Below are 13,284 nucleotides of genomic sequence, written 5' to 3' on the forward strand. Positions count from 1 at the left end.
CAATACTAATAACCCAAACCTAGCGTTCCCGTGAATAGGTTTCATTCGGCCTCGTGAATAGCCTTTGCGGTCATGCCGAGTTTGATGACGGCGGGCATCTGCGCCTCGATCGCGGGGCCGACCTTGGCCAGTTCGGTCAGGCGTGGGTCGACCTCTGCGATCATCTGCGCCACCGCCGGGCCGGTCGGATGCAGCCGCGCGCGGGCGTTGAACGCATTGGTCTTGTCATTGGCGGATAGGATCGCAGTGCTCATCAGATTGGCCATCACTGCATAGGGATAGGTGTCGGTCGAATCGGTCAGCGGGGCCGGGGGTACGAGATTGTTGCGGTCCTGATCATTATCAAAGTTCACCTCAAGGAACGCTGCCAACGCGGCGCTGTAGGGCACGAATGGTGACTGAGCGAGCTGCAGGGTAATGCGACCTGGTTCAAAGAATGGCCGCTGATTGGCGCGCGCTTCAAAGGGAACGGCGGTAGCGGTGCAATCCACGAACAACGCGTCTGCGGGGACCTCGGCGCGTTCATCGCCGAAGTGAATGGCGCCCGGTTCCAGCGCAGTGACGCGCTTGCCCCGGTGAATACGGGTGATCTGGCGCAGCAGGGCAATTTCGCCTTCGGAAATCACCGCGAAATGGAACATCTTGGGCGTCACGCTCTCATCAATCCGCAGCATTGTGCCGCGCGCGCCAAGTTTGGCGAACATTTCGTCGCCGGTGTCCGACGTGGCGGCGCATTCGACCAGATCGAGCTGAAACTGGATCAGTCCTTCGATCCTGTGCCGCGCAGGCTGGAGCAATTTGCGGTTGAACATCCAGCTGTCGCGTGGACGAATCCAGTCGATCCGTTCAGGCCCAACTCCGGCTTCGAGCAGCCAGACGGCGGTGTCCATCGCGGTCTTGCCGCCGCCCAGAATGCAGTAATGCTGGGGCAGGTTTTCCGGGTCTTTCCAGAGTTGCGGCAGATCGCCCGGAATAGCAAAGCGGGTGCCCTCTGCAATTTCGAAGGCGGGCTTGTGGGTGGAAGGCACCGAAGTCTGAAACCAGGTCGCATCGACCAGCTTGCGCCGGACTGCGATGTTGTGTTCTTCGCCCGACAGAATGCTGCGCGCGGCATGGGCGGTGTCGTTTTGCCCGCGATATTCGGTGAGCGGCAAATAGGTGACCCTCCCGCTCGGGATCATCCTTTCGGTCATCACCTTGCTGTAATAGGCCAGAATTTCGGCATGTTTGGCGAGCGGATACATGCCCGAATTGTGGCCGTGTTGATCCACCCGGTCAGGGCACATCTCCATCGAATTGACGCCGTATGTTGCGCTGGGTTGATGCAGCGCAACGAATGAATAGGCGTCGTTCCAATGCCCGCCCGGCCGCGCATGCCTATCGACAAAGGTGATGTGGCAGGCAGGATCTTCGTCAAGCAAAGTATCCGCAAAGGCCAGCCCCACCGCGCCAGCGCCAACGATCAGGTAATCGGTTTCATGCATTGCCATGTTTGCATTATCCTTTGGCGTGCGGGGTAGAATTATTCCGAATCGAGAAGGAGAACATTGCAATGCTGGTATCACGCGCGCGCAGTTTCCGCTTACTCATTTGGTGGGGCATTCTCGCCCCTGCGGCACTGCACGCGCAGGACGCTGCGCCATCGCAGTCGCTAGATCAGGCTGCGCCCGAGCCGAAGCCAACCCGGATACTTAGTGAAGTCGATGCGGAACGGCTTCGCAGCGTGCAGGGAATCACGCTCCAATGGATCGATTGGGACCGGCGCGGCGATGTCGCCGTCTCAGCTGATCGCGACGGCGTGTGGCGGCTGTCTGGCGAGCAGCTGGACGAGAGCGGCGCGGGGGTCAGGGTCGACGGAGTCATCACCGAAATCGGCGCGGATTACTTCAAGTTCGAAGGCCGGGTTCAGATCGCGGATACTCCCGATCGAGGCCGTTCTTGCGATGCGACAAAGGTCTGGCGGTTCGAGGCGACGCAGCGCCGCGCCTATTATCGGCTCCGCGAGTTTGAATGGTGCGATTATCTGACTGATTACATCGACATCTATTTCGCACCCGGCCTGCGCTAGAGGCTTAGACTAGGCTTGGGGGCGGGTGCCGCGCGTTCTCATCTGCCATAGTCAGCATCGAGCGAGCGTGGCGCGCGCCGACTGCGCGCGCATCGTCGCCATATCCTCCGCCCAGCGCCGAGGCCACCGGCAGTCTGCGGCTGCGCGCCTGTTGCACGACAAAGCGGTCGCGCCGAGCCAGCCCTTCGTCGGTCAGCGCGAGCCTGCCAAGCTTGTCATCCACATGTGGATCGACGCCCGCCTGATAAAGCACCAGATCAGGAGCAAAATGGTCAAAAATTGATGGCAAATGTTCCTCAAGCGCTGCCATATAGCCTGCATCACACAGCCCATCGGGCAGCGCCACGTCGAGGCTGGAGCGCGCCTTTCGCACCGGGAAATTCTTCTGCGCGTGGAGCGAGAAGGTAAAGATGTCCTCGCGCCCGGCGGTCAGGCTGGCGGTGCCATCGCCCTGATGCACATCCAGGTCAACGATCAACACGCGCCGAGTGTCACGCTCAGCAATCAATCGGTTGGCAGCGACCGCTAGATCGTTGAACACGCAATAGCCCGCGCCAGTGTCGTGCAGCGCATGGTGGCTTCCGGCTGCGGAGTTGGCGGAATAACCATGCTTCATCGCCAGTTTGGCAGCGAGCCATGTCCCGCCATTGGTGTGGCGCACACGCGAGGCAACATGCGGCGTTACGGGAAAGCCGATGCGGCGCTCCTTTTCACGGGGGACGGCGGCGCGGAACACTTGATCGACGTAAGTGGGGCAATGCACCGCTTCGAGCCATTCGCGCGGGCAAGGTTCGGGCGCGTGTTCGGTGATTGGCAATCCGCTGGCCCGCAGTTCCTCCATCACGAGGTGGTATTTGTCGAAACGGAAAGACCCCCGCCGAGGGCGCTGGGCCCCATATTGTAGGGCGTAATCGGCGTGGTGGACGACGTGCAGCATCGGTTTACAGATACCCCGTGTGCTCGACGAGAATCTTGCATCCCAGCGCGATCAGGATGATCCCGCCCGCCCGTTCTGCCCAGCTGCCCCAGCGGTCACCCGCGCTCCGGCCCAGCAACACGCCCGTGCCGCTCATGGCGAAAGTAACAAGGCCGATCAGCAACGCGGCCAGCAGCGGTTCAATGCCGAGCGTGGGTAGCGTGATCCCCGCCGCCAGCGCATCGACACTGGTCGCCACGCCTGCAACCATCAACGCTCTGCCGGTCAGCTTGCGCGAGGCTTCTTCCTCACCAACATGCCCATTCAGCATCCGCACGCCGAGGAAAGTCAGCAACCCGAAGGCGATCCAGTGGTCGATGGCTTCGACATAGATCAGCGCCACTGAACCGATCCCCCAGCCCGCCAGCGGCATCACAGCCTGAAACACTCCGAAGGTCGAAGCAATGGTTAAGCCCCCACGCAATGAAGGCCGAAACCGCGCGCCCTGCGTCAAGGCGACAGCGAAAGCATCCATGGCAAGCGCGGCGGCGAGGAAAACGGCTTCGATCACACCGGCGCTATCCCCGCTAGATTAGCAACAAGCAAGCTGCGGCTTACGCGCTGAGTAGCTTCACTGCTTCAGATATCAACCGCGGACGGCGCTACTCCTCAGCGTCTTCCGGAGCGTACCAGCTTCCATCGTCCCCCTTGCGCAGGATCGTAAGCGAGCCTGGATCGAATTCGAGACCATCCTGGCCGAGGCTGAAGAACCACGCATAGCCTTGAAACACGCGCCAATAGGCGGCACTATCCTCGTCCAAACCCATACTGCCACAGGCGGTGCGCGGGCCGTCTTCGACGTTGGCGCTCGCAGCTTCGGCGGGGTTGTCCACCACCAGTGCATCGCTGGGCCAGCCATCAACTCCGGCGCTGCGCACTTCGCAGCCCTTGACCGCTGCCGGCTCACCTTCGCCGGCGCGCATCAAGACGGCGGCGTTCGGATCGCCGTCCATCGAATAGACCGAAACCAGTTCGACCGGTTCATCGAGAGCAGCATCCAGCGCCGAGGATGTCAGTTCGATCACCGCGCGGTGCGCCCCGGCGGCGAAGCCCAACCGGGTTTCTCGCTCGCCGCATTTGAGGCCGCGATAGAGCAGATAGTCGCCTCCCGGCATTTCCGCTTCGCCGACCTGCCATTGGCAGCCATCAGGCGCTTCGAAGCTGGCGCTGCCGACATTTAGGTAATTGGTCGCACGCCCGGCGCACAGGCCGGTTCCCGGCAGACGCAGGCCGTCGTCGGGACAGGAACCCGCGGTGGCGGAGTCGGGGTCGTCTTGCGCTGCGAAGCTGGCTTCGCTCGCTTCGGTGGCACCCGAATCCGAACAGGCACATACAACAATCATCAACGCAGCAGTCAGCGACCGCCGCAATCCAATCATTCTCATCGCGTAATCCCCCCAATTGCGGCCAGCCCAGCAGACCGAGTTTCCCCTCGATACGGATACGGACCAGGGAGCGATTCGCAAAGTGGCCTGATGGGCCGCGAGCGCTTTTTGGAGACTGCCTTATTGGCGCCCGGATGGTGCCAGAGATGTAAGCTCTGCGAAGATTGCGTCCTCGCTGCGGCTGGCGGCATTGCGCCACGTGGTTGCCGTGTCGGCGTTCAACAGCTCGCCTTGCGCGGTCAGCACCAGCACTGCCGGAGTGCCGGGCAGGTCTGCCACCCCGAACCGCTGCGCCACAGCGAGATTGTGCCCATCGCCGGTCTGCGGCATCCCGACATTTACGAAAACCAGTTCGTAACGCGCCTCTACCAGCGCTGCGAAGCGCGGGGTTGAGAGCCATCCGGCGAGCGCGCGGCTATCGTGGCACCAGTTCGCGCCCATCACGACCAGCACGCGCTTGTCCGATGTCGCTGCGCGGGCAAGCGCAGCATCGACATCGGCCATTGCGTCTTCGCTCACCGTGTAGGGGCTTGCTTCGGGGAAATCGTGACCAGGCTGCGCGACTTTGCCAGCAACTGTGGCGCAGCCCACCAGCAGCAAACCCGCAGCAAGACCCGCAATTATGGGCTTTATCATTCCGCCGCTTCTGCCGGGGCCGCATGCGGATCGAAGGCGGTGGCCTCACCTGCTTCGATTGCTGCGGCCTTTTCCTCGACCAGCTTCACAATGTGATCGAGCATTGCCTCATCCTCAATCGCGTGTGCCTTTACACCCGAGAGATACACCATGTGTTTGCCCGCGCCGCCTCCGGTCAGGCCGATGTCGGTCTCGCGCGCTTCGCCGGGGCCGTTGACGACGCAGCCGAGCACCGAAAGGCTCATTGGGGTCTTTATGTGTTCAAGCCGCGCCTCAAGCGCTTCAACCGTGCGGATCACGTCAAAACCCTGCCGCGAACAGCTGGGGCAGGACACCACGCGAACCCCGCGCGTGCGCAGGCCCAGCGATTTGAGCATTTCGTAGCCGACTTTGACTTCCTGCTCCGGCTCGGCAGAGAGCGAAACGCGGATCGTGTCACCAATCCCCGCCCATAGCAGACTGCCCATGCCGATGGAGGATTTGACCGTACCGCCAATCAATCCGCCCGCCTCGGTGATACCAAGATGCAGCGGGCAATCGACCGTTTCAGCCAGCCCGTGATAGGCCGCGACGGCAAGGAACACGTCGGAGGCTTTCACCGCCACCTTGAATTCGTGGAAATCGTGATCCTGGAGCAGTTTGATATGGTCGAGCGCGCTTTCGATCAGCGCTTCGGGGCAAGGCTCGCCGTATTTTTCCAGCAAGTCTTTTTCAAGGCTGCCCGCGTTCACGCCGATGCGGATTGCGCAGCCATTGGCCTTTGCCGCGCGGACCACCTCGGCGACGCGCTGCGATGAACCGATGTTGCCGGGATTGATGCGCAGACAAGCCGCGCCCGCATCAGCTGCTTCGAGTGCGCGTTTGTAGTGGAAATGGATGTCGGCAACGATGGGGATGCGCGATGCCTTGGCGATCTTCCTGAAGGCTGCGGTTGATTCCTCGGTCGGGCAGGATACGCGGATGATGTCGCATCCGACCTCTTCGCAGCGGCGGATCTGGTCGATCGTCGCCACTGCATCCTCGGTCGGAGTGTTGGTCATGGTCTGCACGGTGATCGGCGCATCGCCGCCCACCGGCACATTGCCGACCATGATCTGACGGCATTGCCGCCGTTCGATATCGCGCCAGGGCCTGATTGAAGACATGCGGCTCATATAGTCGCGCTTCGGTGACGGGGCAATGACGCTGAGCGCGGGTTGGCCTTCCCCGCTTTACCAGCGGATCATCGGCGGGACGACAAACCGCCCGGCCACGGCGGCCACAGCGACCGGGATGACATGCATGATCCCGACATGGGTGATCCCGTCGAGCGGGCAGGTCAAACCATAGGCCAGCGAACCCAGCGAACCGGCAGCAAGGCCGGTCAGCCAGCCCGAACGCTCCATCGACACCGGCGCACCGCGGCGCAGGAACATCACGGCTGCCACCGCCACCAGCAGGCTTGCCGCCAAAGCCTTCGCAGCGCAGGGCCAATGCCACATGGCCGGGTCGGACAGTCCGCCATGACCATGCAAGGTTTCGGGCGAAAACAGTGTGATGATCGCCGCTGCGGGGACCACGCCCAGCATCGCTGCCGACCATGCCGGAGCATTGGCGCGCGCACCAACGCGCGGCAAAGCGCCAGCCACCAGCGCCGCTGTGCTGGCCATGCCCAGAACCAGCAGCAGCCCATTGGTAATCCAGAAGAATGCGGAGGCTTCGCCGGTCACAATGCCCGCCCAGAATTCAAACCCGGCAATGGATACTGCCGCCGCGACCAGGGTTGCAAATCCGATCAGCAAGACACCATGCGCCGGCTTGATCCGCGCCACGGGGGTCAGATCGTCGGTCAGCGCCGCGATCAGGTCGTCCCGGTTTCCCGGATTGCTAGTTGGGGTATTCATATCATTCCGCTTTCTCAACCAAAGTGGCCAATTTCTTCAGGCCGCGATGGATATTCACTTTAATCAGGCTTTCGCTTTGCCCAGTCTTTTCGGCTGCCTCGCGCACCGACAGGCCGGCGATTTTGACCATCTCAATGGCTTCGGCCTGTTTGTCTGGCAAATGCGCGAATAACCGGTCGAGGCTGACGCGCGCCAAAATGACTTCTTCCTCGCTGTCCTCTGACGCGTCATCGTCGAGCAATTCCTTGCTTTCGTGTTTGTAAACCTTGCGCAGGTGATCGACCCAGCGATAGCGCGCAATCGCCGCAAGCCAGGGCAGGAAAGGTCGTTCTGGGTCATAGGTCGCGCGTTTGGTGTAAAGCGCGATCAGCACGTCTTGCACCAGATCATCGATCGAATGCGGCGGGACCCTTCGGCGAAAATACCGTTCCAACCACAACCCCGCCTCGGACAACAACACATTGCCAGCGACCTTGTCGCCGCTCTGTGTCGCTGCCATGAGACGGGCGAAGGTTGGTTCGTCGGCTATCACCGGGGTTCTGCCTATGCGGCCTTTGGCGCGGCAGCGCGGTCGATCAGACGGTCGAGCGCAAACATCCCGCCGCCGCGGCTGACAAGAATCGTCCCCATCGCCACGATGCCGAATGCCCAACCCCAGAAATGACCGCTGGTTGGATAGATGAACACTTGGATGACCAATGCCATGCCGATCAGGGCTGCGGCACCGAAACGGGTGAACAATCCCGCGAACAGCAGCATTGGAAACAGGAACTCTGCGTAAATCGTCAAGGGCATGGCGAAGTCCACGGGCAATGGCAGCCCAGCATATTCATCGGCAAAGATATAGGGCAGGGTGTCGTTGGGCGTAAACCAGGTGCCTTCGGCAATCTTGGTCTGATATGACCGCCAGAAAACTCCTGCCAGTGCGATGCGCACGAACAACAGGCCGATGCTTTCGACCACATTGCCCGCCAAAATGCCGACGATGCGGGCATAAAGAGAGGTGAGCGCGTTCATATATTCCTCCTGAAAACCGGTGACGGCGGCCCGCTTGTGTGCCTGACGGGCCGCCGCCAACTTGGGCTTAACGGTCGATTGGGGTCAGCGAACCGCGACCTTTGGGTGTTTCAATGCCGGTGCAGGTGCCTTTGTCGACATATTTCCAGGCGTTGCCCTGATAATCGCGGGTCGAGGTGCCGGCGCAGCTGGTGCCTGGCCCTGCGGCGCAATCGTTTTTGCCGGCGAGCGAGACGCCATAGCATTTTTCTTTGGCGCCCTGCGCTGCAACCGGGGTTGTGGCGAGACCGGCGGCGATCCCGGCAGTAAGGGCGATGGCGCCGATCCCGGCGATGGACTTGGCTTTCATGACAATTCTCCAAAAAGGGGTTCATAGTCCCGGCATGGCATCCAGAACTGCTCCTTCATTCGGGCTGGACCGTGCAGTGGTTACACTTTGGCCCGAAGTGGTGTTGCGTTTTTTGTAACACCTCTGTTTGTCCAGCCGAACAGACGGCAGACGCCTTTGTGATTTATTTGCTATGGAGCATCCATGCCTACTCGTTCCCATTCTGTTGCACCCTTTGGCGGATTTGGCCTTGGCCTGAGGCGTGCGCATTACGATGATTTTGTCGCGGGCGGCGTGCCGGTCGATTTCGTCGAAGTCATCAGCGAAAACTACATGATCGAAGGCGGGCGGCAGCTGCGTCTGCTGGAGCAGGTGCGCGCGCAGATGCCGGTCATCATCCACGGCGTGTCGATGTCGATTGGTTCGGCTCAGGGTCTGGATGCGGATTACCTCTTGCGGCTGAAGCAGCTGGAGCAGCGGATCGAACCGCTGTGGGTGTCCGACCATTTGTGCTGGACCCGCACCAGCGCGCACAATTCGCATGACCTGTTGCCCTTGCCGCTGACCCAGGAAGGATTGGCAGCGGTCTGCGCCAATATCGAACAGGCACAGGACACTCTGGGCCGCACGATGCTGTTTGAAAATCCATCGAGCTATCTCACCTTTCCAGAAGATGAGATGAGCGAATGGGAATTCCTGACCGAGATGACGCGGCGCACCGGGTGTTATCTGCTGCTCGATGTGAACAACATCTACGTCTCGGCGCAGAACCACGGTTTTGCGGCGGAGGAATATCTGGCAGGCTTGCCGCTCGACCGGGTGCGGCAGATCCACCTTGCGGGTCACGATCCCGCGACACCGGAACGCGACCTGATCATCGACACGCATGATCGCCCGGTGATCGACCCGGTGTGGGATCTCTATGCCAAGGCAATGGCGATGATCCCGCAACCGGTTGCCACCATGATCGAGCGCGACGAGAACATTCCGCCGCTGTCCGAATTGTTGAACGAGTTGGACCGGGCCCGCGGGATAGCGAACGCAGCGCTGGTTCCGGCATGATGCCGCTGGCTGATCGGCAGGCTGCGTTCCTTCGCGCGATCCTTGATGAAGGCGCGCCGCTGCCTGCTGGCTGGGGCAATTCGCAGAGCGCCGGAATGGCGGTCTATCGCGGCAATTACCGTTCGGCATTGATGGGGGCGCTGGCGGAAACCTATGAACGCACCGCGCGCCATGTTGGCGAACAGCCTTTCGCGCAGGCTTGCATCAATCACGCCATCGCGCATCCGCCCTCAGGCTGGACGATTGACGAGGCAGGGGCGGGATTTGATGCGACCTGCGCTGCGCTGTTCCCGGACAATCCCGAAGCGGCAGAGCTGGCGTGGCTCGAATGGACGATGATGAGCCTCGCAACCGCGCCCGATTGCGCGCCGCTGACGCCCGAGGCATTCTCGGCGGCCGTGTCCGGGTTCGGCGATGCGGAATGGAGCGACCTGCGCCTTGCCCTGCAACCGCGCGCCGCCGCTCGATTGGTGGAGCACGATCTCGAAGCCTTGTGGCGGGCGCTGGGCGAGGAGCGTGATGATCGCCCCGCTTTTCGTCTGGCCAAGCCGCAGGCGTGCCTTGTCTGGCGCGAAGGCGAACGGCCCACCTTCATCCTTGCCGAAGCGGGCCACGCCGACGCCTTTGCGTTGATGCAGCGCGGGGCCTGCTATGGCGAGTTGATCGAATTGTTGATTGGCGACGATCCCGAACCTTCGGCAGAATTGGTCCAGAGCGCTGCGATGCGCGCCGGTACCATGCTCGGGTTGTGGCTGAAAGAAGGGATCATCGTCAGCCTCAATCCGTCACGCCAGCCTTGACTTGCAGTTGCGCTCGTCCATTTTTGGAGCGCAGGAGAGATACACCATGTTGACCGACACATCGATCGAATTGCGCAGCGCCAAGCCGAGCCTGCTGCTGCGCTTCGTCAAATGGCTGATGGGCACGCGCAAACCGGTTTTCCCTCACACTGCGCCCGAATTTCATGCCCATATGGCGCAACGAACTCTGCCGCAGGACGCGCCCATGCCGCCGAAATTCGCGCAGAAGTTTCAGGTGGAAGAGTGGGAGGCCGCCGGGCAGAAAGTCATCACCCTGCACCCCAAATCTGGCCCCACCGAATGGCACATGCTCTATTTCCACGGCGGCGGTTTCGTGCTGCCCATGTTCAAGGAACACTGGCCGCTGGCCGCAGCATTGGTTGAGCAATGCGGGGTCAGCGTTACCTTGCCAATGTACGAAGTTGTCCCCGAAAGCACGTATGCGATCCAGGACTCGCTCGCCGATGCTGCCTTTGCCAAGCTTGCCGAGCGCCACGACCCGGCAAAGATCATCCTCAACGGCGACAGCGCGGGCGGGCATATGGCGCTGAGCCTTGCGCTGCGATTGGCGAAAGCAGGGGGTCCGCAACCGGGCAAGTTGGCACTGTTCGCCCCTTGGCTTGATCTGACTATGGCCGACCCAGCGATTACCGCAGTCGAGCCGTATGACATCATGCTCAAGATCGGCACCTTGCGCGCCTGCGGAGAGATGTTCGCCGGAGGGCGCGATCCGGCTAGCCCGGAATGCAGCCCGCTTTACACCTCGGTGGATGAACTTGCATTGTTGCCGCCGACGCGCATCTGGACCGGGCGGCACGATCTGTTCATCGTCGATTCGCGCACATTAACCGCCAAGCTGCGCTCCGCCGGAGTGGACGCCAAACTCTACGAATACGAAGCCGCACCGCATGTCTTCATGGCCATCGTTCCGACGCGCGAGGCAAAGGATGCTTTGGATTTGCTAGGCGACTTTATCGCCGGCTAGGCGAAGGCCTCGCCGGTCATCTGTTCGGACTTTGCCCAAAGCGCTTTGGCGATAGCGGGGTCGAGCGCGTAGCTTCGCACCCCGCCTTCGCTGCTTGTGTCATCCATGGCGGCTACGTGGCAATCCTCGCAATAGACCCCGCCGCGCCCCTCGACCACGTCAGCGGTCGCGGCCCAGCATGATGTTGCGGCACCTTGCGGGATTGTCTTCCATGAAAACTCACCGGTTCCGCGCGACACTCTTTCCATCAAGGCAGCGATCATTTCTTCGGTCAGATGCCTTCCGAGATTGGTCTGGATGCCGCCCGGATGCACCGCATAGGCATGGATCCCCCGCGCCGCGAAACGTTGTTCCAGCCCGACGCTGAACAGAATGTTCGCGGTCTTGGCCTGACCATAGCTGATCCACGGATCATATTCGCGCCGCTCAAAGTGAAGATCGTCCAGATCGACAGGCGCAAAGTGATGTCCCCGGCTCGACAGGTTGACGATCCGCTTATTCTCGCCCTTTTCGATCAGCGGCAGCAGATGCTTGGTCAGCGCAAAGTGGCCAAGGTGATTGGTGCCGAACTGCATTTCGAATCCATCGGCGGTGTGGCTGAACGGGCAGGCCATGACTCCGGCATTATTGATCAGCAAGTCGATCTTGGCGAACCGCGCATTTGCCTCAGCCCCGCAGGCGCGCACGCTTTCCAGTGACCCAAGGTCGCAGATGATCGTTTCGAGTTTGGCATCGGGGTGTTCAACCTTGATCGCTGCGACCGCTGCATCCAGCTTCGCAGAATCGCGGCCAGCCAGCACGACGTGAGCGCCTCTCACTGCCATCGCGCGGCCCGTTTCCTGACCCAACCCGGAATTTCCGCCGGTGACGAACACCGTCTTGCCGCTCAGATCCTTGTCCGCCAGCACTTCGTCTGCGGTGCTCTTTTCGCCAAATGCGCTCATCCGAATCTCTCCCACCTGTTACTCTGGTGTAATGGGACGGATTGGGTTAGCCCTGCAAGCTATGAAAAACACTGTTCTTGCCGCGCTCGCCGCGGGCTTTGCCGCATTGTTACCTGCCGCTGCTCATGCCGAGGAGCATGAAGAAGGCGCACCCAAGTGGTCTATCGCCATTCATGGCGGGGCGGGAACGCTCGATCCCGACCGCATGACGCCGCAGCAGCGCGCCGATTATGAGGCCGCGCTGCAACTGGCGCTCGACGCGGGTGCAAAGGTGCTGGCCGAGGGCGGCACCGCAATGGAGGCGGTGCAGGCGGCGATCATTCCGATGGAAGATAGCCCGCTGTTCAACGCCGGACGCGGCGCGGTGTTTACATGGGAAGGGCGCAACGAACTCGACGCCTCGATCATGGACGGGCGCGACCGGAGCGCGGGTTCAGTGACCGGGGTGACGACGGTGCGCAACCCGATCCTGCTCGCCGACCGCGTGCGCACCGACAGCCCGCATGTGTTCCTGATGGGTGAGGGCGCGGAGCAGTTTGCGGCTGAGCGAGGCTTTGAAGTGACCCCGCCCGAATATTTCGCGACCGAGCGGCGGCGCGAGGCGCTCGAACGGTTGAAGGCAGAGGCGCTTTCTGCGCTGGATGTCGATCACAAGTTCGGGACTGTGGGGGCGGTGGCGCTGGACAGCCAAGGCAATCTGGCTGCCGGCACTTCGACCGGCGGGATGACGGGCAAGCGTTGGGGCCGGATCGGGGACGCTCCGGTGATCGGGGCGGGCACCTATGCGGACAATCGCAGCTGCGCGGTTTCGGCGACGGGGTGGGGTGAATATTTCATCCGTGTTGGCGTGGCGCAGGAGATTTGTACACGATTGCGTTATGCAGTTCATGTTAAAGCTCTCGAAGCGCAACTGAGCGTGCCGTGGGATGAAAATGGTCCGACCTATATCGTCCACGCATCCGAACTGGCGATGGGGCCAGAGATTTTTCAGGAGATCGCCGACGAGGTAATGGCCGAAGTGGCCGAGCTCGGCGGCGATGGCGGGGTGATCCTTGTCACGCCCGAGGGCCACGCGCTCTACAGTTTCAACACCACCGGAATGTATCGCGGTCGCGCGAACAGCGACGGGATGAACGAGGTAGCGATATTTGGCGGCGAGGACGGCGCAGATTCGGGCAACACGCCCGACCATTGATCCCG

The 13,284-nt window shown here is 61.6% G+C and carries 16 protein-coding genes; 5 read left to right on the top strand and 11 right to left on the bottom strand.

The genetic code is table 11. The features are described 5' to 3' along the window. Positions 1–41: 41 nt before the first annotated feature. Positions 42–1,490 (bottom strand): NAD(P)-binding protein, encoded by a 1,449-nt coding sequence (locus tag ACM64M_RS03205; RefSeq protein WP_416227188.1) that lies wholly within the window; start codon positions 1,488–1,490, stop codon positions 42–44. Positions 1,491–1,552: 62 nt separating this feature from the next. Between ACM64M_RS03205 and ACM64M_RS03210 the strand changes: the two genes are divergently transcribed. Next, complete coding sequence (locus tag ACM64M_RS03210; RefSeq protein WP_416227189.1) at positions 1,553–2,068, top strand: hypothetical protein; 516 nt, start codon at positions 1,553–1,555, stop codon at positions 2,066–2,068. Positions 2,069–2,072: 4 nt separating this feature from the next. Here the strand turns inward: ACM64M_RS03210 and ACM64M_RS03215 are convergent, their stop codons facing one another. From ACM64M_RS03215 to ACM64M_RS03255, 9 genes are all read right to left on the bottom strand, one after another. Beyond that, a complete protein-coding gene (locus ACM64M_RS03215) occupies positions 2,073–3,005 on the bottom strand; it encodes a histone deacetylase (protein ID WP_416227190.1) in 933 nt (310 codons plus the stop codon). A gap of 4 nt (positions 3,006–3,009) precedes the next feature. Then, a complete protein-coding gene (locus ACM64M_RS03220) occupies positions 3,010–3,555 on the bottom strand; it encodes a manganese efflux pump MntP family protein (RefSeq protein WP_416227191.1) in 546 nt (181 codons plus the stop codon). A gap of 91 nt (positions 3,556–3,646) precedes the next feature. Then, on the bottom strand, positions 3,647–4,429 hold the full coding sequence (locus ACM64M_RS03225; protein ID WP_416227192.1) for a hypothetical protein: 783 nt from the start codon (positions 4,427–4,429) through the stop codon (positions 3,647–3,649). 120 nt (positions 4,430–4,549) lie between these two features. Beyond that, positions 4,550–5,065: a thioredoxin family protein gene (locus ACM64M_RS03230; RefSeq protein WP_416227193.1), complete on the bottom strand. Its 516-nt coding sequence runs from the start codon at positions 5,063–5,065 to the stop codon at positions 4,550–4,552. Continuing rightward, complete coding sequence (gene ispG, locus ACM64M_RS03235; RefSeq protein ID WP_416227194.1) at positions 5,062–6,210, bottom strand: flavodoxin-dependent (E)-4-hydroxy-3-methylbut-2-enyl-diphosphate synthase; 1,149 nt, start codon at positions 6,208–6,210, stop codon at positions 5,062–5,064. Before ispG ends, ACM64M_RS03230 begins: the two co-directional genes overlap by 4 nt. Before the next feature lie 66 nt (positions 6,211–6,276). Beyond that, entirely contained in the window at positions 6,277–6,948 is a 672-nt protein-coding gene (locus ACM64M_RS03240; RefSeq protein ID WP_416227195.1) for an NrsF family protein, read from the bottom strand. 1 nt (position 6,949) lies between these two features. Next, positions 6,950–7,480: a sigma-70 family RNA polymerase sigma factor gene (locus ACM64M_RS03245; protein WP_416227196.1), complete on the bottom strand. Its 531-nt coding sequence runs from the start codon at positions 7,478–7,480 to the stop codon at positions 6,950–6,952. 11 nt (positions 7,481–7,491) lie between these two features. Further along, positions 7,492–7,965: a DoxX family protein gene (locus ACM64M_RS03250; protein ID WP_416227197.1), complete on the bottom strand. Its 474-nt coding sequence runs from the start codon at positions 7,963–7,965 to the stop codon at positions 7,492–7,494. Between the two features lie 67 nt (positions 7,966–8,032). Continuing rightward, positions 8,033–8,314 (bottom strand): DUF2282 domain-containing protein, encoded by a 282-nt coding sequence (locus tag ACM64M_RS03255; RefSeq protein ID WP_416227198.1) that lies wholly within the window; start codon positions 8,312–8,314, stop codon positions 8,033–8,035. A 183-nt stretch (positions 8,315–8,497) separates the two neighbouring features. Between ACM64M_RS03255 and ACM64M_RS03260 the strand changes: the two genes are divergently transcribed. The 3 genes from ACM64M_RS03260 to ACM64M_RS03270 are packed head-to-tail and all read left to right on the top strand — an operon-like array spanning position 8,498 to position 11,140. Beyond that, entirely contained in the window at positions 8,498–9,355 is an 858-nt protein-coding gene (locus ACM64M_RS03260) for a DUF692 domain-containing protein (protein ID WP_416227199.1), read from the top strand. After that, complete coding sequence (locus ACM64M_RS03265) at positions 9,352–10,155, top strand: putative DNA-binding domain-containing protein (RefSeq protein ID WP_416227200.1); 804 nt, start codon at positions 9,352–9,354, stop codon at positions 10,153–10,155. Before ACM64M_RS03260 ends, ACM64M_RS03265 begins: the two co-directional genes overlap by 4 nt. A gap of 46 nt (positions 10,156–10,201) precedes the next feature. Continuing rightward, complete coding sequence (locus ACM64M_RS03270; protein WP_416227201.1) at positions 10,202–11,140, top strand: alpha/beta hydrolase fold domain-containing protein; 939 nt, start codon at positions 10,202–10,204, stop codon at positions 11,138–11,140. Here the strand turns inward: ACM64M_RS03270 and ACM64M_RS03275 are convergent. Next, positions 11,137–12,084 (bottom strand): SDR family NAD(P)-dependent oxidoreductase, encoded by a 948-nt coding sequence (locus tag ACM64M_RS03275; protein WP_416227202.1) that lies wholly within the window; start codon positions 12,082–12,084, stop codon positions 11,137–11,139. The genes ACM64M_RS03270 and ACM64M_RS03275 overlap by 4 nt on opposite strands. Before the next feature lie 61 nt (positions 12,085–12,145). Between ACM64M_RS03275 and ACM64M_RS03280 the strand changes: the two genes are divergently transcribed. After that, on the top strand, positions 12,146–13,279 hold the full coding sequence (locus ACM64M_RS03280; RefSeq protein WP_416227203.1) for an isoaspartyl peptidase/L-asparaginase family protein: 1,134 nt from the start codon (positions 12,146–12,148) through the stop codon (positions 13,277–13,279). The last annotated feature ends 5 nt before the right edge of the window (positions 13,280–13,284 follow it).

Source organism: Qipengyuania sp. ASV99, assembly GCF_047872805.1.
Lineage (GTDB): Bacteria > Pseudomonadota > Alphaproteobacteria > Sphingomonadales > Sphingomonadaceae > Erythrobacter.